Annotated in this window: 17 protein-coding genes and 2 rRNA genes; 3 read left to right on the top strand and 16 right to left on the bottom strand. The window is 70.6% G+C overall.

The window, feature by feature from the left end; all coding sequences use genetic code 11:
• Positions 1-9 precede the first annotated feature (9 nt).
• The 6 genes from hemB to ACIBJC_RS09170 all read right to left on the bottom strand — a co-directional run bounded on the left by hemB (position 10) and on the right by ACIBJC_RS09170 (position 6758).
• Positions 10-999: a porphobilinogen synthase gene (hemB, locus tag ACIBJC_RS09195; RefSeq protein ID WP_399289893.1), complete on the bottom strand. Its 990-nt coding sequence runs from the start codon at positions 997-999 to the stop codon at positions 10-12.
• 239 nt (positions 1000-1238) lie between these two features.
• Positions 1239-2897 carry a uroporphyrinogen-III synthase gene (locus ACIBJC_RS09190; RefSeq protein WP_399289891.1) on the bottom strand — a complete coding sequence of 553 codons (1659 nt, stop codon included), beginning with the start codon at positions 2895-2897 and terminating at the stop codon, positions 1239-1241.
• On the bottom strand, positions 2894-3925 hold the full coding sequence (gene hemC / locus ACIBJC_RS09185; protein ID WP_399289889.1) for a hydroxymethylbilane synthase: 1032 nt from the start codon (positions 3923-3925) through the stop codon (positions 2894-2896). The genes ACIBJC_RS09190 and hemC overlap by 4 nt, the downstream gene beginning before the upstream one ends.
• Complete coding sequence (locus ACIBJC_RS09180; RefSeq protein ID WP_399289887.1) at positions 3922-5298, bottom strand: glutamyl-tRNA reductase; 1377 nt, start codon at positions 5296-5298, stop codon at positions 3922-3924. The genes hemC and ACIBJC_RS09180 overlap by 4 nt, the downstream gene beginning before the upstream one ends.
• Complete coding sequence (locus tag ACIBJC_RS09175) at positions 5295-6113, bottom strand: redox-sensing transcriptional repressor Rex (RefSeq protein WP_399289885.1); 819 nt, start codon at positions 6111-6113, stop codon at positions 5295-5297. The genes ACIBJC_RS09180 and ACIBJC_RS09175 overlap by 4 nt, the downstream gene beginning before the upstream one ends.
• A gap of 366 nt (positions 6114-6479) precedes the next feature.
• Positions 6480-6758 carry a glutaredoxin family protein gene (locus tag ACIBJC_RS09170; protein WP_399289883.1) on the bottom strand — a complete coding sequence of 93 codons (279 nt, stop codon included), beginning with the start codon at positions 6756-6758 and terminating at the stop codon, positions 6480-6482.
• Between the two features lie 159 nt (positions 6759-6917).
• Between ACIBJC_RS09170 and ACIBJC_RS09165 the strand changes: the two genes are divergently transcribed.
• From ACIBJC_RS09165 to ACIBJC_RS09155, 3 genes are all read left to right on the top strand, one after another.
• A complete protein-coding gene (locus ACIBJC_RS09165) occupies positions 6918-7901 on the top strand; it encodes an HAD family hydrolase (RefSeq protein ID WP_399289881.1) in 984 nt (327 codons plus the stop codon).
• A 462-nt stretch (positions 7902-8363) separates the two neighbouring features.
• Positions 8364-9158 carry an ECF subfamily RNA polymerase sigma factor, BldN family gene (locus ACIBJC_RS09160; protein ID WP_399289879.1) on the top strand — a complete coding sequence of 265 codons (795 nt, stop codon included), beginning with the start codon at positions 8364-8366 and terminating at the stop codon, positions 9156-9158.
• A gap of 308 nt (positions 9159-9466) precedes the next feature.
• On the top strand, positions 9467-10702 hold the full coding sequence (locus ACIBJC_RS09155; RefSeq protein WP_399289877.1) for a DUF5667 domain-containing protein: 1236 nt from the start codon (positions 9467-9469) through the stop codon (positions 10700-10702).
• Between the two features lie 124 nt (positions 10703-10826).
• On the opposite strand, the gene ACIBJC_RS09150 is transcribed toward ACIBJC_RS09155, so the two are convergent.
• The 10 genes from ACIBJC_RS09150 to ACIBJC_RS09105 all read right to left on the bottom strand — a co-directional run.
• Positions 10827-11924, bottom strand: a complete 1098-nt coding sequence (locus tag ACIBJC_RS09150; protein ID WP_399289875.1) for a lysophospholipid acyltransferase family protein — start codon at positions 11922-11924, stop codon at positions 10827-10829.
• A complete protein-coding gene (locus ACIBJC_RS09145) occupies positions 11917-12963 on the bottom strand; it encodes an NAD-dependent epimerase/dehydratase family protein (protein ID WP_399289873.1) in 1047 nt (348 codons plus the stop codon). The genes ACIBJC_RS09150 and ACIBJC_RS09145 overlap by 8 nt, the downstream gene beginning before the upstream one ends.
• A 185-nt stretch (positions 12964-13148) precedes the next feature.
• The gene (locus tag ACIBJC_RS09140; RefSeq protein ID WP_003948845.1) at positions 13149-13247 is read right to left on the bottom strand and encodes a 30S ribosomal protein bS22; all 99 of its coding nucleotides are present in this window, start codon (positions 13245-13247) and stop codon (positions 13149-13151) included.
• Between the two features lie 181 nt (positions 13248-13428).
• Positions 13429-13638 (bottom strand): helix-turn-helix domain-containing protein, encoded by a 210-nt coding sequence (locus ACIBJC_RS09135; protein WP_158575903.1) that lies wholly within the window; start codon positions 13636-13638, stop codon positions 13429-13431.
• Positions 13639-13766: 128 nt separating this feature from the next.
• Entirely contained in the window at positions 13767-14582 is an 816-nt protein-coding gene (locus tag ACIBJC_RS09130; RefSeq protein ID WP_399289870.1) for a phosphatase, read from the bottom strand.
• Between the two features lie 165 nt (positions 14583-14747).
• Positions 14748-15920 (bottom strand): acetoin utilization protein AcuC, encoded by a 1173-nt coding sequence (locus tag ACIBJC_RS09125; protein ID WP_399289868.1) that lies wholly within the window; start codon positions 15918-15920, stop codon positions 14748-14750.
• Positions 15889-17097 (bottom strand): MFS transporter, encoded by a 1209-nt coding sequence (locus ACIBJC_RS09120; protein WP_399289866.1) that lies wholly within the window; start codon positions 17095-17097, stop codon positions 15889-15891. The genes ACIBJC_RS09125 and ACIBJC_RS09120 overlap by 32 nt, the downstream gene beginning before the upstream one ends.
• A 66-nt stretch (positions 17098-17163) precedes the next feature.
• Complete coding sequence (locus ACIBJC_RS09115; protein WP_399289864.1) at positions 17164-17850, bottom strand: HAD family hydrolase; 687 nt, start codon at positions 17848-17850, stop codon at positions 17164-17166.
• A gap of 93 nt (positions 17851-17943) precedes the next feature.
• A 5S ribosomal RNA gene (rrf, locus tag ACIBJC_RS09110) occupies positions 17944-18060 on the bottom strand.
• A gap of 78 nt (positions 18061-18138) precedes the next feature.
• Positions 18139-18339, bottom strand: a 23S ribosomal RNA gene (locus ACIBJC_RS09105); the annotation flags it as partial.

Genomic DNA, 18339 nt, shown 5'->3' with positions numbered 1-18339 from the left:
ACATGCAGCTCAGAGCCTGTGCGCGGCCTCCGTCGCCCAGTACGTGAGGATCATGGAGGCGCCCGCGCGCTTGATCCCCGTCAGGGTCTCCAGGATCGCCGCGTCCCGGTCGATCCAGCCCTTCTCCGCCGCCGCCTCGACCATCGCGTACTCGCCGGAGATCTGGTACGCGGCGACCGGCACGCTCGCCTCGTCCGCGATCCGCGCCAGGATGTCCAGGTACGGGAGGGCCGGCTTGACCATCACCATGTCGGCGCCCTCCGCCAGGTCGAGCGCCAGCTCGCGCAGGGACTCGCGGGCGTTGGCCGGGTCCTGCTGGTACGTCTTGCGGTCGCCCTTCAGGGACGAGCCGACGGCCTCGCGGAACGGGCCGTAGAACGCCGACGAGTACTTCGCCGTGTACGCGAGGACCGCCACGTCCTCCTTGCCGATCGTGTCGAGCGCATCACGGATCACGCCGATCTGGCCGTCCATCATGCCGCTGGGGCCCACCACATGGACGCCCGCGTCGGCCTGGACCTGGGCCATCTCCGCGTACCGCTCCAGGGTCGCGTCGTTGTCGACCCGGCCCTCGTCGTCCAGCACCCCGCAGTGGCCGTGGTCCGTGAACTCGTCCAGGCACAGGTCGGACATGACGAGCAGGTCGTCGCCCACCTCGGCCTTCACGGCGCGGATCCCGGCCTGGAGGATCCCGTCGGGGTCCGTGCCCGCCGACCCCGTCGCGTCCTTCTTGGCCTCCTCCGGGACGCCGAAGAGCATGATGCCGGAGACCCCGGCCGAGACCGCGTCCACCGCCGCCTTCCGCAGGGTGTCCAGGGTGTGCTGGACCACGCCGGGCATCGAGGCGATCGGCACGGGCTCGCTGATCCCCTCGCGTACGAACGCGGGGAGGATCAGGTCCGCCGGGTGGACCCGGGTCTCCGCGACCATCCGGCGCATCACCGGGTTGACGCGCAGGCGCCGGGGGCGCGAACCGGGGAAGGATCCGTACACAGTCATCGTCAGTCGCCTCTCGCCCCTCTTGGATGTCTTACGGGCGCGTCCTGCGCTTGCGGGGCCTCCTTCGACGATAGCCCCGGGCGTCCCGTGCCCTTACCGACACCGGGACCGGGAAACTCCCCTACCGGAAGCCCGCACGTACCGGAAACTCCCCTACCGGAAACGCAAGGGGCGCGGCCCGGCCGCCTCAGCGACCGGGCCGCGCCCCTTGCGAAACGTGCACACCTCAGGCTGTCGCCTCAGGTCGTCGTACGCCGTCTCCTGCTGCCAGGACGGCGCTCGCTCGGCCGGGTGACCGTTTCGCCCGCCTCCTTGGCCGCCTCCCGGCGCTGCGTGCCGAACGCGGCCAGCGCCTCCGCCAGCTTGTGCACCGACGGCTCCGGCGCCAGGACGTCGACGCGCAGCCCGTGCTCCTCGGCGGTCTTCGCCGTCGCGGGGCCGATGCACGCGATCACCGTCACGTTGTGCGGCTTGCCCGCGATACCGACCAGGTTCCGGACGGTCGAGGACGAGGTGAACAGCACGGCGTCGAACCCGCCGCCCTTGATCGCCTCACGGGTCTCGGCCGGCGGCGGCGAGGCGCGCACGGTGCGGTACGCCGTGACGTCGTCGACCTCCCAGCCCAGCTCGATCAACCCCGCCACCAGCGTCTCCGTGGCGATGTCGGCGCGCGGCAGGAACACCCGGTCGATCGGGTCGAAGACCGGGTCGTACGGCGGCCAGTCCTCCAGCAGCCCGGCGGCGGACTGCTCACCGGACGGTACGAGGTCGGGCTTCACGCCGAAGTCGACGAGCGACGCGGCGGTCTGCTCGCCCACCGCGGCGACCTTGATCCCGGCGAAGGCGCGGGCGTCGAGCCCGTACTCCTCGAACTTCTCCCGTACGGCCTTGACCGCGTTGACCGAGGTGAACGCGATCCACTCGTAGCGCCCCGTGACCAGGCCCTTGACCGCGCGCTCCATCTGCTGGGGCGTACGCGGCGGCTCGACCGCGATGGTCGGGACCTCGTGCGGCACCGCGCCGTACGACCTGAGCTGGTCGGAGAGCGAGGCGGCCTGCTCCTTCGTGCGCGGGACGAGCACCTTCCAGCCGAACAGCGGCTTGGACTCGAACCACGCGAGCTGGTCGCGCTGCGCCGCGGCGCTGCGCTCACCGACCACGGCTATGACCGGCCGGTGTCCCTCCGGGGAGGGCAGCACCTTCGCCTGCTTCAGGATCTGCGCGATCGTCCCGAGCGTCGCGTTCCACGTCCGCTGGCGCGTGGTGGTACCGGCGACGGTGACGGTCAGCGGGGTGTCCGGCTTACGGCCGGCCGCGACCAGCTCACCGGCGGCGGCGGCCACCGACTCCAGGGTGGTGGAGATGACGACCGTGCCGTCGCTGGCGCCGACCTCGCTCCAGCAGCGCTCGCTGGCGGTCCTCGCGTCCACCATGCGTACATCGGTGCCCTGGGCGTCGCGCAGCGGTACCCCGGCGTACGCCGGCACACCGACCGCGGCGGCGACGCCGGGGACGACCTCGAAGGGGATGCCCGCGGTGGCGCAGGCGAGCATCTCCGTGCCCGCGTCGCCGTCGAGCCCGGGATCGCCCGCGATCGCACGGACCACCCGCTTGCCGCCCCGCGCGGCCTCCATGACAATATTGGCCGCATCCCGGATCGCGGGGATCCCGGCGGCTGCTGACGCATCGTCGACAACCGTCAGCGCGGGGGTGCTCACGCCCGCCCTCGCATGGCTCCGTACGACGTCGAGCACATCAGGCTCGGCGATCAGTACGTCCGCCCCCGCGAGCGCCTCGACGGCGCGGAGTGTCAGCAGACCCGGATCTCCGGGTCCGGCACCTAGGAAGGTGACGTGCCCCGATGCGGAGCAGGCCGGAAGGTCGGTGGTGGGGCTCAATGTGCTCGCTCCCCCATAAGACCGGCCGCACCCTTGGCGAGCATCCCGGACGCGAGTTCGCGCCCGAGCGCGAGCGCGTCGTCGAGCGACGTGGGTACGGGACCGGTGATGGACTGCTGCACCAGCGTCGAGCCGTCGGTCGTGCCGACGACGCCGCGCAGGCGCATTTCGTTGACAACCTGTCCGTCGGCCAGCAGGTCGGCCAGCGCACCCACAGGTGCGCTGCAGCCGGCCTCCAGGGCGGCGAGCAGGGAACGCTCGGCGGTCACGGCGACCCGGGTGTACGGGTCGTCGAGCTCGGCGAGCACAGCGGCGAGGTCCACGTTGACCGCGGCGCACTCCACTGCGAGGGCCCCCTGGCCGGGGGCCGGCAAAACGGTGTCGACCGGCAGGAGGTCGGTCACTTCGTCCGACCTGCCGATGCGATGGAGTCCGGCGGCGGCGAGCACGACGGCGTCGAGCTCCCCGCTGCGGACGAAGCCGATCCGGGTGTCTATGTTCCCGCGGATCGGCACGGTCTCTATGGTCAGCCCGTGACTGCGCGCGTACGCGTTGAGCTGCGCCGCGCGGCGCGGCGACCCCGTACCGACGCGCGCGCCGTCGGGCAGCCCCTTGAAGAGCAGCCCGTCCCGGGCGATCAGCGCGTCCCTGGGGTCCTCGCGGCGCGGCACGGCCGCGAGCGTCAGCTCGTCGGGCTGCGCCGTCGGGAGGTCCTTGAGCGAGTGCACGGCGAAGTCGACCTCGCCGCGCAGCAGCGCGTCACGCAGCGCGGTGACGAAGACGCCCGTCCCGCCGATCTGCGCCAGGTGCTCGCGCGAGGTGTCACCGTACGTGGTGATCTCGACCAGCTCGACGGGGCGCCCGGTGAGCCGGCGCACCGCCTCCGCCACCTGGCCGGACTGCGCCATGGCGAGCTTGCTGCGCCTCGTACCCAGCCGCAGGGCCTTGTCCGGTCTCAGGGCCTTGTCGGGCCTCAACGGCTCCTCGGGCTGTGAGGCCGTCTCGGGCCTCGGTGCCTTCTCGGTCATACTCGCCCTCTGCCTACACCGTCGGTGTCATTCAGGTCGGCCCGGCTGACGGCGGCGACCGTCTGCGGGTCGAGGTCGAAGAGTTCGCGCAGCGCGTCCGCGTACCCGGCGCCGCCGGGCTCGCTGGCGAGCTGCTTGACCCGCACGGTGGGCGCGTGCAGGAGTTTGTCGACAACGCGGCGCACGGTCCTGGTGACCTCGGCGCGCTGTTTCTCGTCGAGGCCGGGGAGCCTGCTTTCGAGGCGGGCGACCTCGCTGTTCACCACGTCGGCGGCCATGGCGCGCAGCGCGACCACGGTCGGGGTGATGTGGGCTGCGCGCTGGGCGGCGCCGAAGGCGGCCACCTCGTCGGAGACGATGGTGCGGACCTGGTCGACGTCGGCGGCCATGGGCGCGTCGGCGGACGCCTCGGCCAGCGTCTCGATGTCCACCAGCCGTACCCCGTCGAGGCGGTGCGCCCCGGCGTCGATGTCGCGGGGCATGGCGAGGTCGAGAAGGGCGAGCGGCGCCGGGCAGCCACGGGTCCGCAGCGCGTCCTCGACGGCGTCGGCCGTCAGGACGAGGCCGGTGGCGCCCGTACAGGAGACGACGACATCGGCGTGGGCCAGCTCGCCGGGGACGGCGCCCATGCCCACGGCGCGGGCGGCGAAGGCCCGCCCGCCGGGCGCGGTCAGGCTGTACTGGTCGAGGATCTGTACGAGCCGCTCGGCCCGGGCGGCCGTGCGGTTGGCGACGACGATCTCGGCGACACCGGCGCGGGCGAGGGTCGCGGCGGCCAGCGAGGACATGGAGCCCGCGCCGATCACCAGCGCGCGCTTGCCCCTGGCCCACGCGTCCACGTCGGCGCCGGTGGCGAGCTGTTCGAGGCCGAAGGTGACGAGCGACTGCCCGGCCCGGTCGATCCCGGTCTCGCTGTGGGCCCGCTTGCCGACCCGCAGGGCCTGCTGGAACAGGTCGTTGAGGAGACGGCCCGCGGTGTGCAGCTCCTGGCCGAGCGCCAGCGTGTCCTTGATCTGGCCGAGGATCTGGCCCTCGCCGACGACCATCGAGTCCAGGCCGCAGGCCACCGAGAAGAGGTGGTGGACGGCGCGGTCCTCGTAGTGCACGTAGAGATAGGGGGTCAGCTCGTCCAGCCCGACGCCGCTGTGCTGGGCGAGGAGGGTGGACAGCTCGGCGACCCCGGCGTGGAACTTGTCGACGTCGGCGTACAGCTCGATGCGGTTGCAGGTGGCGAGGACGGTGGCCTCGGTCGCCGGCTCCGCGGCGAGCGTGTCCTGCAACAGCTTGACCTGCGCGTCCGCGGAGAGCGACGCGTGTTCGAGGACGCTCACCGGCGCGCTGCGGTGACTCAGTCCGACGACCAGAAGGCTCATGCCGGCATCACCGCGGGAACGTCCCCGTCGGGTCCCTTCCGGCCGGAGGGGGTGGTGTCGGCCGGAGGCGCCGATGTCGTCTCGGCCACGCCAGCGGTGGACTCGCGCTCGGCGGGCGTCATCGCCGCGAGGGCGGCCTCGGCGGCGGCGCCCTCACCGGCCTTGCGCTGCTCGTGGAAGGCGAGGATCTGGAGTTCGATGGAGAGGTCGACCTTGCGGACGTCCACGCCTTCGGGCACGGACAGCACGGTCGGCGCGAAGTTCAGGATCGAGGTGACACCGGCGGCGACCAGCCGCTCACAGACCTGCTGGGCGGCGCCCGCGGGGGTCGCGATGACCCCGATCGAGACGCCGTTGTCGCTGATGATCGTCTCCAGCTCGTCCGTGTGCTGGACGGGGATCCCGGCGACGGGCCGCCCGGCCATGGCGGGGTCCGCGTCGATCAGCGCGGCGACCCGGAAGCCACGGGAGGCGAACCCTCCGTAGTTGGCGAGCGCGGCGCCGAGGTTACCGATACCGACGATCACGACCGGCCAGTCCTGGGTCAGCCCCAGCTCGCGCGAGATCTGGTAGACGAGGTACTCGACGTCGTAGCCCACACCGCGGGTCCCGTAGGAGCCGAGGTACGAGAAGTCCTTGCGCAGCTTCGCGGAGTTGACCCCGGCGGCGGTGGCGAGCTCTTCGGAGGAGACCGTGGGTACGGAACGCTCGGAGAGAGCGGTCAGCGCCCGCAGATACAGCGGAAGCCTGGCGACGGTGGCCTCGGGGATTCCTCGGCTACGGGTCGCCGGTCGGTGAGTTCGGCCAGTTGCCACGGTGCTCCAACGGGATGAGCTGGGCTGCAGGCGGCCGTATGTCCCAGGACCGCCCCGTCGAATGCAGGCTATGTCTTTGTGAACGCGTGCACAAAGATTGTGTCCGCTTTGTCCGAGCAAAGTGACCGGGGTCACGCGTCCCGATCCGGCCATCCCGGAACCGGGGACCGCTTCAGCCCGTTGCACACACGAAGGGGGCAAAACCGCACACACTCCTCACGAATACGCCCCCGCGACCGCTCCCCACACACTCCCGGTACCCACCCCGGCACCGGCGGCGAGCCACCCCGCGCCCGGATGGCGCGCGGCGAAATGATCACCGAAGAGAAGCCTGCAAAGCGCCCACGATGGTAACCGTCTTTCGCGTCACGCCCCCAGTTCGCGCCGGAGCCGCTCCGCGTCCACGCGCCAGAACGTGTGCTGCTCGCCGTCGACCAGAACCACCGGGATCTGCTCCCAGTACGTACGGTGCAGCGCCTCGTCCCGCGTGATGTCTTTCTCCTCCCAGAAAGCACCGGTCTCGGCACAGACCGCCTCGACGACCGCGCGGGCGTCGTCACAGAGATGACACCCCGGCTTCGAGACAAGCGTCACCATCCGCTCGCCGGCCTTCTTCTTCGTCGTACGCCGCAACAAAGGACTCATGCCCCCCATTGTCCGCCCGCCGGGCGCCGGGACCCGCCGGTTGTCCACAGCCGGGCCCCATTGGCATGATCACCGCATTAACGCACCGGTCGCGGAGAGTTCACCCCCCGTCGTCCCCGCCCGTCCGGAACCACCGAACAGAATGGCTATGCTCACGCTATGGCCGCACTGGGATGGCTCACCCCCCGTAAGCGCTCCGCCACCGCGAGGAGCGTGCTCGCAGGCGAGGCCGCAGCCGAGGCAGGACTCAAGTCCACGCAGGAAGCGCGCGAGGCGCAGGAAGCGCGCGAGGCGCAGGAAGCGCGCGAGGCGCAGGGCGAGGAATCCGCCACCGGCACGGCCGACGAGGCGCCGGACTTCCCCGTCGCCGGGGACGACCGCGCCGCCGCCTTCTTCGACCTCGACAACACCGTGATGCAGGGCGCCGCGATCTACCACCTCGGCCGCGGCCTGTACAAACGGAAGTTCTTCCAGCGCCGCGAGCTGGCCCGCTTCGCCTGGCAGCAGACCTGGTTCCGGCTCGCCGGCGTCGAGGACCCGGCCCATATGCAGGACGCCCGCGAGAGCGCCCTGTCCATCGTCAAGGGCCACCGGGTCTCCGAGCTGATGTCCATCGGCGAGGAGGTCTACGACGAGTACATGGCCGACCGCATCTGGCCCGGCACCCGCGCCCTCGCCCAGGCCCACCTGGACGCCGGCCAGCAGGTGTGGCTGGTGACCGCCGCGCCCGTCGAGACCGCCACGATCATCGCCCGCCGCCTCGGCCTGACCGGCGCCCTCGGCACCGTCGCCGAGTCGGTCGACGGCGTCTACACCGGCCGGCTCGTCGGCGAACCGCTGCACGGCCCCGCCAAGGCCGAGGCCGTCCGCGCGCTCGCCGCCGCCGAGAACTTCGACCTGGAGCGCTGCGCCGCGTACAGCGACTCCCACAACGACATCCCGATGCTCTCCCTGGTCGGACACCCGTACGCGATCAATCCGGACGCCAAACTCCGCAAGCACGCGCGGAAACTGGACTGGCGGCTGCGTGACTACCGCACCGGCCGCAAGGCGGCCAAGGTCGGCATCCCCGCCGCGGCCGGGGTCGGCGCCCTCGCCGGCGGCACGGCCGCCGCGGTCGCCCTGCACCGCCGCCGGCGCTGACACCCCGGCCTCCCGGCCCGGCCCCAGCCTCCCGACTACTGGCCCCGGCCTCCGGCCCCGGTAGTCGACACGTCGACACCCGGCAGTCTCCGGCTCGCGTCAACCCGGCCTCGACACCCCGTCAACAGAACGACACGCTCGTCGGCACATTCGCCACAACGGACGGCCCCGTGGGAACACCCGCGGGGCCGTCCGCACATCTGCACGCCGTCACTCAGGCACAACCCATCACGAGAGCAAGCAGATCTTGACGCAATCCGATCAATAAATGGTCACGATGTGCTACTAAATCCGCCTCCTAGGCGGCACGGAAGCGACGTAATCGATGATTTGAGCAACTGGGTGTAGCGCTGCCTGTACGAAGCGTTATTCTCCTCAGACGCATACCGGACCCCACGCGTCGCTACGACGGGTGAACGGTCCCGCACTGCACGTGATGGAAGCTCTGCCTCTGGGAGTCCCGTGTACCCACACGTCGGGGTTGACGCCTCGGGCCTGGCTACGCTGCGCGCAACGGTCCTCGACCACTTGCGCGGCTTCGTCCCCACCGCGTACGCCGTCCCCGCCTTCGCCGCACCGGCCCCTGCCGTGAGCGGCCCTATCGGACCTTGTTACGCCCTGGCGAGTGGTGGTGCGGCCGTCAGCAGACGGGGCGGCCGCAGCAGCTCCGCCGCCTCGACCACCGCCCGCCGGCCCAGCGCCGACAGCGACAGCGCCCGCATGATGGAGTTAGTCGAGCGCGCCCAGGCCGGTGAGGCCGAAGCCTTCGGCCGGCTGTACGACCAGTACAGCGACACCGTCTACCGCTACATCTACTACCGCGTGGGCGGAAAGGCGACCGCCGAAGATCTCACCAGCGAGACGTTTCTGCGCGCCCTGCGCCGCATCTCCACCTTCACCTGGCAGGGCCGTGACTTCGGCGCCTGGCTGGTCACGATCGCCAGGAACCTGGTCGCCGACCACTTCAAGTCGAGCCGCTTCCGGCTGGAAGTGACCACCGGCGAGATGCTCGACGCCAACGAGGTCGAGCGCAGCCCCGAGGACTCCGTCCTGGAGTCCCTCTCGAACGCGGCGCTCCTCGAAGCCGTACGGAAGCTCAACCCCCAGCAGCAGGAGTGCGTCACGCTGCGCTTCCTCCAGGGCCTCTCGGTCGCCGAGACCGCCCGGGTCATGGGCAAGAACGAAGGAGCGATCAAAACCTTGCAGTACCGGGCCGTCCGTACCCTCGCCCGTCTGCTCCCCGAAGACGCCCGCTGACCCACCCCGCGCCCGGCACCGCCCGTACTCCCACATCCACGCCCACATCCACGCACACCCCCACGTCCACCCCCACTCCCACCGCCGCCACGGACCCAACTCACAGTCGGTGACGCCTCGATGACGCACTGGTCCGATCATCCTCCGTCCGTAACCCAAGTGCCGCGCCGCTCGTTGTGCGGGATGCAGGCTCCCTGCGGTCACGCCATGCCCGCAGCCACTCACTCTTTCGTGTGGATGCGCTCAAGGCGTGCAACCTTCCGGACCCCCAGGGGAGTCGATCGTCATGACGAGAGGAGGTGCCGCCAGTGATCGCGAACGTTTCGGCACACCGGCGGGCGAACGCCTTCGCCCAGGCCCTGGACGACCAGACGCTCCAGGGCGCGGCGGCCGAACAGTCCGCCGATTCGGCCGAACCGGCCGGACAGGGGCGGCTGTTGGCCCTGGCGAGTGGTCTCGGTGAACTGCCGAAACCCACGCTGGACCCCGAGGTCAAAGTGGTGCAGCGGGCTCAGCTCGTGGCCGCCATGGAGGCCATGCTGCTGGAGGGCGCGGCCGCGGGGGAGGTGAGGCCGAGCCCTACGGTGCCCGAGCAGCGGAGGTCGGGCCGCGGCGCCCACCGCGCGTCCCCGCTGCGCAAACTGCGGCCGAGATCCCGCTGGACCAAGGGGCTCGCGGCCGGCGGGCTCACGGTCGGGGTGGCCGCCGGCGCCTTCGGCGGGGTGGCCGCCGCCAGCTCCGACGCCCTGCCCGGTGACTCGCTGTACGGGCTGAAGCGCGGCATGGAGGACTTCAAGCTCAACCTGGCGGGCGACGAGTCCGACCGAGGTGAGCTCTACCTCGACCATGCCTCGACCCGCCTCAGCGAAGCACGCCGGCTGATGGAGCGAGGCCGCTCCGGCCAGTTGGACCACGAATCCCTGGGCGAGATCCGCCGCACCCTGGGCGGAATGAAACACGATGTCACCGAGGGCCACCGGCTGCTCCACGAGGCCTACGAACGGGACGGCTCGCTCGGCCCGATCGCCGCTCTCTCCTCGTTCTCCGCCTCGCACCGCCAGACCTGGAACGGGCTGCGCGACCGGCTCCCCCTCCAGCTCACGGACGTCGGCAACGAAGTGAGTTCGGTGTTCGACGCCATAGACCAAGAGGTCGCCCCGCTCCAGTCCCTCCTGCCCCAGGCACCGGCGAAACACCGGAACACCACCCGCCCCGGCTCCACCGAGGACTCCACGGGCGGCGGCCACCCGCAGAAGGACCACCCCGCACCCGCCACCCCGAGCACGAGCGGCGGTACGGACAGCGGCTCCGCACACACCGAGGAGCGGCCGGACCCGTCGAGCCCCGACTCGTCCACCTCGTCCGACGAGGGCCTGCTCGGCGGCGGTACGGGCGGCCTGCTCGACCCGCCGCAGAACAGCGTCACCCCCTCGCCGTCCGCGAACGACAACAGCACGGACCGCCCCGGCCCCGACATCACGATCCCGCCCCTGCTGCCCGACCTGCTCCCAGGGCTCGGCATCAAGGCGGAGGACGCCGACTAGGGCTTCGTCCCGGCGTGCCGGACGGGCGGCCACAACAGGCCCGTCCGGCACGCCGGAACAGCGAGAAGACAGTCAAGAAGAAGACAGTCAAGAAGAAGACGGTCCGTACAGAAACGGCTCGGAATCAGAAGAAGACGGACCGCCGCTGCACCAGCAGCTTGTAGAGCGTGTGCTGGATCTGCTCGCGGACCTGATCCGTCAGGTTGAACATCAGCATCGGATCCTCCGCCGCCTCCGGCGGATAGCCGTCCGTCGGGATCGGCTCACCGAACTGGATCGTCCACTTCGTCGGCAGCGGCAGCGCGCCCAGCGGTCCCAGCCACGGGAAGGTCGGCGTGACCGGGAAGTACGGGAGACCCAGCAGCCGCGCCACAGTTCGCGCGTTGCCGATCATCGGATAGATCTCCTCGGCGCCCACGATCGAGCACGGCACGATCGGCACCCCCGCCCGCAGCGCCGTCGAGACGAACCCGCCCCGGCCGAAGCGCTGCAGCTTGTACCGGTCGCCGAACGGCTTCCCGAGGCCCTTGAACCCCTCCGGCATCACCCCGACGACCTCACCGGCCAGCAGCAGCCGCTCCGCGTCCTCCGCGCAGGCCAGCGTGTGCCCGGCCTTCCGGGCCAGCTCGTTGACGACCGGCATCATGAAGACCAGGTCCGCCGCGAGCAGCCGCAGATGCCGGTCCGCCGGATGGTTGTCATGGACGGCGACCTGCATCATCAGCCCGTCCAGCGGCAGCGTGCCCGAGTGGTTGGCCACCACGAGCGCCCCGCCGTCCGACGGGATGTTCTCGATGCCCTTCACCTCGACACGGAAGTACTTTTCGTACAGCGGCCGGATCAGCGACATCAGGACCTGGTCGGTCAGTTCCTTGTCGTAGCCGAACTCGTCGACCTCGTACTCGCCGGTGACCCGGCGGCGCAGAAACGCCAGCCCGCCCGCGAGCCGCCGCTCCCAGCCCCCCGCGCCGTCCTCCGTGGGCGCCACCGGTGCCTCGGAGTCCTGTGTCCCGGCCCGCTCGCCGTCCTCGGGCTCGTCGCCCGCCCGTGGCTCCGGTACGGGCGTCAGCGGCCCCTGAGCGCGCCGCGACGCACCGTCCTTGCCGGAGTGCTGCCGCCGGCCGCCACCGCCCCCGGAGCCCGGGCCGGCCCCGCCCCCCGAACCGCCGCCGCGCCGCGACCTCGGCTCCTCTCCGAAGGGGATGACCTTGGCATCAGCCATGTCCGGGGCGCTCCTTGCTCACGAGGGTGGAGAGACGGTCGACGGTACGGCCCACCGCCTCCGGCGGCAGCAGCCCGGCATCCCGGCCGCGCGCGAAGTCCGCGAAGGCCTCCGCGGTCGTATACGACGGTACGAAGCCCAGTGTCTCGCGCATCTGGACCGTACTGACGACCCGGCCGTGCGTGAGCAGCCGGATCTGCTCCGGCGAGAAGTCCGTCACCCCCACCGCACGCAGTGCCGTACCGACCCAGGTCACCGCCGGCAGCGGCACGGGCACGGTGGGCCGCCCCAGGCGCCGCGAACACTGCGAGAGGGTCAGCACGCCGTCCCCGGCCACGTTGAACGTGCCGCTGTTGAGCGTCCCGCGCCGCGGCGCCTCCGACGCGATCAGCAGGACGTCGAGCGCGTCGTCCTCGTGCGCGAACTGGAGCCGCGGGTCGTAGCCGAAGACCGTCGGCAGGACGGGCAGCGAGAGGTACTCGGCGAGCGGGGAGTCCGCGGAGGGACCCAGGATGTTCGCGAAGCGCAGCACGCAGACCGCCACGTCGGGCCTGCGGCGCGCGAAGCCGCGTACGTACCCCTCGACCTCCACCGCGTCCTTGGCGAAGCCGCCGCTCGGCAGCGACTTCGGTGGTGTGGTCTCCAGGAAGACCGCCGGGTCCCGGGGCGCCGAGCCGTAGACGCTCGTACTGGACTTCACCACCAGCCGCTGTACGGACGGCGACTTCTGACAAGCGCCGAGGAGCTGCATCGTGCCGATGACATTGGTCTCCTTGACCGTGGCCCGGCCGCCCGCGCCCAGCGGAGTCCCCGTCACATCGAGATGGACGACGGTGTCGACCGCGTGCTCGGCCAGGACCCGCGCGATGGCGGGCCGGCGGATGTCCGCCCGAACGAATTCCGCGTCGCCCAGTGCGTGCCCGGGGGTCTCCGCGTCCACGGCGATCACCCGGTCCACCCCGGACTCCCGCTGCACGCGCCGTACGAAACGGCCGCCGAGCTGCCGGGCCGCTCCGGTCACGAGCACGACCTTGCCCAAGATCAGCGCCTTCCCCTAGATCTCCGGATCCGCCAGACCTCAGGATCCGCCACGTCACCGTAGCGGGTGGCCGTCACGATATGACGACCGCCGGACCTTCCACGCCGCACTTGTGACCGACAAACAACCGTGGCCCTCCCACCATGTCGGTGAAAGGGCCACGAATGCGCGTACAGCTATCGCACTTACTTCTTGTTGCGACGCTGAACGCGGGTGCGCTTGAGCAGCTTGCGGTGCTTCTTCTTGGCCATCCGCTTACGCCGCTTCTTGATAACAGAGCCCACGACTACCCTCGCTCACTTCTCTTCACTCGGTGCGGGGCGTCTGGGCCCACACGACCTACGTCGGCCTAGCCTACCCGCCGCCGAGTGAGGGACGTAATCCGAGGGAAACCCCGGTCCCCCCTCCCGGCGACATTCGCCCTCCGACAAGCCCTGGAGGACCGAACGCCGCCGGTCACGGGCACTACGCGGACTCGACCCCCACAAAGGACTCGCGGAGGTACTCGTGAACCGCTTGCTCCGGAACCCGGAAGGACCTGCCCACCCGGATCGCCGGCAGATGACCGCTGTGCACCAAGCGGTACACGGTCATCTTCGACACTCGCATCACCGAGGCGACCTCCGCCACGGTAAGGAACTTGACCTCATTGAGAGGCCTCTCGCCAGCAACCATGATCCACCTGTACCTTCCGCACCCGACGGCCACCGGCTTCCCCTCCGGTAACTCTTCGTCGCTGTGCGCTCACATCCCAGACTAGGGGCGGGTGATGCGAGTGGGGAAGAGGAGCAGCCTTCGGCCGCCTACTGTGACAGACACGCCCGATTGAGTACATAGCGAGTAAGCGGCAGGTAGTAATCGGACCGCACGCCGTCATCAACCGGAACGGCCACCGACACCCGCCCCTCCGCCTCCCCGACGAAGAGCGCGGGATCGTTCGTGTCGGCCAGGCCGATGGCCTCGATACCGAGCTGACCTGCCCCGCAGACCCACCCGTGGTCCCCGACGACAAGCCCGGGAAGCGGCCCTCCGGCCTCCGCCAGAGCCTCCAGCACGGCCCGAACCGGCAGCGGCGAGTGGGTATGTGCGCCGGTCTCACGCCCTGCGCACCGCACGCCGGGTTCCCGCACCAGAGCGACTCCCCGTACGTAGTCGAGGTTGTACGTGCGTACCCCGAACCGGGTCGTTATGTCGACACATCTCCCCTGCGCCGGGGTGAGGACGAGACATCCCGCCGCCGACAAAGCGTCTGCCAATCCCGCGTAGAAGCCGAGCAGCCGGTGCGGATGCCCCGTACCCAGCAGCACCGGAATCCGCCGCGCCGCCGCCTCGCGCAAGCGCTCCGCGAACGCGGCCAGCGCCCTCAGCGTCAGCTCCGGATCAATCACATCAGGCCCCGACACATGATCGGAATCGCTCGACACCCCGCACTTCTCGGCCATCAGACGGAGCAAGTCCCGTTCGTCCCATGCCCATTCGGGATCGATTCCGATCATCACCCGCGGGTCCCGCGCGGCGAAGAGACGGTAACTGCGCAGGCTCTCCTCCCGCGACGTCGCCACAGGACCGGCCAGCCTGGCCGCCAGAAGATGCGCCCGCAGGGCACCGGTGCTCAACACCCCACCGATGCTGCCGCCTTGACCCCGGCGCGGGGCCGGAACCCCGGACAGACCGCACGGTTGGCGTAACGACCACTACGAACGGCACTACGAACGGTGCTACGAAACCGGGCTACGAAGCTACGGGTTACGGAGCTAGGGGGTTACGGAGCTACGGGACGACCGTTACGCCAGCAGCCCCCGCAGCGGGAACGCCGCCCTGCGCGTCGCCAGCACCGCCTGGTCCAGCCGGTCCGCCGGGTCGTACCCCGACTCCCACGACCGCCAGGCCGGCGTCCGCCCGTCCGTCATCCGGCCGGGCCCCCGCTGCCGCGTCCGCGCGTACACCTCGTGCCGCCAGGACTCCGGCAGCTCCGACAGCGGATCGACCGGCGCGTGCGCCGCGATCCCCACCAGATGGGTCCAGGACCGCGGCACCACATCCACCACCGCGTACCCGCCCCCGCCGAGCGCCAGCCACCGCCCGCCGTCCACGTACTCGTGCGCCAGATCGTGACAGGACGCCTGCACCGCCCGCTGCGCGTCCAGCGACACGGCGAGATGCGCGAGCGGATCCTCGAAGTGCGTGTCCGCGCCGTGCTGCGTCACCAGCACCTGGGGCCTGAAGTCCGCCAGCAGCTCCGGCACCACCGCGTGGAACGCCCGCAGCCACCCCTCGTCCCCCGTGCCCGCCGGCAGCGCCACATTGACCGCACCGCCCTCTCCCGCACCGGCGCCGGTCTCCTCCGGCCAGCCGGTCGCCGGGAAGAGCGTCCGGGGATGCTCGTGCAGCGACACCGTCAGCACCCGCGGGTCCTCCCAGAACGCCGCCTGCACACCGTCCCCGTGGTGCACGTCCACATCGACGTACGCGACCCGCTCCGCGCCCAGCTCCAGCAGGCGCGCGATCGCGAGGGACGCGTCGTTGTAGACGCAGAACCCGGACGCCGCCGCCGGCATCGCGTGGTGCAGCCCGCCCGCGAAGTTCACCGCGTGCGCGCACTCCCCGCGCCACAGCGCCTCCGCCGCGCCCACCGATTGCCCGGCGATCAGCGCCGAGGCCTCGTGCATCCCCGCGAACGCCGGATCGTCCACCGTCCCGAGCCCGTACGACGCCTCGGCGGCCCGCGGGTCGAGCGAGGCACGCCGTACCGCGTCCACGTACTCCTGGCGGTGTACGAGCCGCAGCGTCGAGTCCCCGGCGGGCGGCGCCGCGACGACGTCGACCGCTCTGTCCAGCCCGTACGCCCGCACCAACCCCATGGTCAGCGCCAGCCGTACCGGATCCATCGGGTGGCTGGGCCCGAAGTCGTACGCCGTGACTGCGTCATCCCACATCAACCGTGCGCGGCCGCTCATGCCCGCCACCGTATCGGTCCTCCTCCGCCGCGAACGAGCGGGCGTACACCAGTGTCACGAGGACCATCACCATCGGGACCAGCATCGCCCCGCGGTAGCTCCACGCGTCGCCCAACGCCCCCACCAGCGGCGACCCGATCAGAAACCCCACGTAGTTGAAGACATTGAGCCGGGCCACGGCCGCGTCGCTCGCCCCCGGGAACAACCGCCCGGCCGCCGCGAACGTCTGCGGCACGAGCACACACAGCCCGAGCCCCAGCAGCGTGAACCCGAGGATCCCCGTCCACGCCCCTGGAGCCAGCGCCACCACGGCGAACCCGCCCCCCGCCAGCACGGACCCGCACCGCACGACGGCCACCGACCCGAACCGCCGCACCCCGAGATCCCCGGCCGCGCGCCCCAGCAACGTGGTGACCATGTAGGCGTTGTACGGAACGGTCGCCAGCTCCTCCGAACTGCCCAGCACGTCCTGGAGGTACTTGGCGCTCCAGTTCGAGACGGTGGAGTCGCCGATGTACGCGAAGCACATGACCAGGCAGAGCGGCAGCAGCACCCGGAAAGCCACCGGTGTACGGCTCTCCACCTCCCCCGCGCCGGCCGCCGCCTTCCTCTCATCGACCGCGTCGACATACCAGCGGGACCCGACGAGCGCGGCCGGCAACAGCACCACCACCACGGGCAGATACGACACGAGCAGCGGCAGATGCCAGTGCGCCCCCGCCCAGGCCAGCGAGGCCCCGGCGATCCCGCCGAGGCTGAACGCGGCGTGGAAACCGAGCATGATGCTGCGCCCGTACGCCCGCTGAAGGCTGACGCCGAGCATGTTCATCGACGCGTCCAGCGCCCCGACGGCGAGCCCGAACGCCCCCAGCGCGAACGCGAGCTGCCACACGGCGTCCCCGGCCCCGACGCCGAGCAGGGCCAGCAGGACGACGGGCTGGGAACACCGCAGCACAAGCCCCGGCCGTACCCGTGCGACCACCTTCTCGGTGGCGACACTGCCGACACCGGCGAGCACGGGCACGGCGGCGAGGAAGAGGGGAAGAAGACCGTCGGATATCCCGTACCGGTCCTGGATGGCCGGGATACGTGTGACCAGAAGGGCAAAACTCACCCCCTGGACGAAGAAGCTGAGCGCCAGGGAGAACCGACCGTGCCGCAAACGCACATCTGTCATGGCCGGACAGCGTAGGACGCCCGTCTACCCATGGGTAGGTGGATCAGGCAACGGATCGGACAACGGTCAGGCAAGCAACCCCGGCAGCTCGGCCATCCTCGCGAAGTACCCGGTGGCACCGGGCAGTTTCCCGGCGGGCGTCATCGCCGTGAACGCGAAGACGTCCATGCCCGCGGCCTGGGCGGCCCGGACCCCGAGGGGGCTGTCCTCGACCACGGCACACCGCTCGGGGGCGACGCCCATCCGCGCGGCGGCGTGCAGGAAGAGATCGGGCGCCGGCTTCCCGCGCCCGACGTCCTGAGCACTGAAGACGACGTTGTCGGCACTGTTCTCCCCGCCGTTCCCGCCACCGTTCTCCTGGTGCGGGAACAGCCGGTCGAGGCCGGTCTTCCGGTGCCCGACGCGGATCCGCTCATGGCTGCCGGACGAGGCGAGGCAGTACGCCACACCATCGGCGGCCAGCTTCTCGATCACCTCGACGGCGCCGTCGACCGGCGTCAGCTCCCGCTCGAAGGCTGCGAAGACCCGGGCGTGCAGCACCTCGTCGAAGTCCGCGGGCAGCCGCTGCCCGGTCCGTTCCTGTACGAGATCGTGGACGCGGTGCACGGCGGCCCCCATGAAGTCCTTCAGGGAGTCCTCGTAGGAGGTGGGATGGCCCAACTCGGTGAGATAGCCGGCCAGGATGGTGTTGGAGAGCCGCTCGCTGTCGACGAGGACGCCGTCGTTGTCGAAGATGACGAGTTCGTAGCGCATGCCACCGAGCCTAAACGGCCCCGGGAGTCGGAAATTGGCCTGGAACGCAGAAATGCCCCGCACCAGAGGTGCGGGGCATTCCCGTCAATAATTGTTCGGCGGCGTCCTACTCTCCCACAGGGTCCCCCCTGCAGTACCATCGGCGCTGTGAGGCTTAGCTTCCGGGTTCGGAATGTAACCGGGCGTTTCCCTCACGCAATGACCACCGAAACACTATGAAACTTTGAACACCGGATGAAAACACGGCCGTTCGTTATTTCAGAACCAACACAGTGGACGCGAGCAACTGAGGACAAGCCCTCGGCCTATTAGTACCAGTCAGCTCCAACCGTTACCGGTCTTCCACATCTGGCCTATCAACCCAGTAGTCTCCTGGGAGCCTTAACCCCTCATAGGGGGTGGGAGTCCTCATCTCGAAGCAGGCTTCCCGCTTAGATGCTTTCAGCGGTTATCCTTTCCGAACGTAGCCAACCAGCCATGCCCTTGGCA

It is taken from the genome of Streptomyces sp. NPDC050509 (assembly GCF_044457965.1).
GTDB lineage: Bacteria > Actinomycetota > Actinomycetes > Streptomycetales > Streptomycetaceae > Streptomyces.
This window is presented reverse-complemented; position numbering and strand designations above follow the sequence as displayed.

Coding starts and splice junctions, on each gene's coding strand:
- hemB (WP_399289893.1), bottom strand. CDS start 999: ATGACTGTGTACGGATCCTTCCCCGGTTCGCGCCCCCGGCGCCTGCGC.
- hemC (WP_399289889.1), bottom strand. CDS start 3,925: ATGACCGAGAAGGCACCGAGGCCCGAGACGGCCTCACAGCCCGAGGAG.
- ACIBJC_RS09180 (WP_399289887.1), bottom strand. CDS start 5,298: ATGAGCCTTCTGGTCGTCGGACTGAGTCACCGCAGCGCGCCGGTGAGC.
- ACIBJC_RS09170 (WP_399289883.1), bottom strand. CDS start 6,758: ATGAGTCCTTTGTTGCGGCGTACGACGAAGAAGAAGGCCGGCGAGCGG.
- ACIBJC_RS09165 (WP_399289881.1), top strand. CDS start 6,918: ATGGCCGCACTGGGATGGCTCACCCCCCGTAAGCGCTCCGCCACCGCG.
- ACIBJC_RS09150 (WP_399289875.1), bottom strand. CDS start 11,924: ATGGCTGATGCCAAGGTCATCCCCTTCGGAGAGGAGCCGAGGTCGCGG.
- ACIBJC_RS09135 (WP_158575903.1), bottom strand. CDS start 13,638: ATGGTTGCTGGCGAGAGGCCTCTCAATGAGGTCAAGTTCCTTACCGTG.
- ACIBJC_RS09125 (WP_399289868.1), bottom strand. CDS start 15,920: ATGAGCGGCCGCGCACGGTTGATGTGGGATGACGCAGTCACGGCGTAC.
- ACIBJC_RS09120 (WP_399289866.1), bottom strand. CDS start 17,097: ATGACAGATGTGCGTTTGCGGCACGGTCGGTTCTCCCTGGCGCTCAGC.
- ACIBJC_RS09115 (WP_399289864.1), bottom strand. CDS start 17,850: ATGCGCTACGAACTCGTCATCTTCGACAACGACGGCGTCCTCGTCGAC.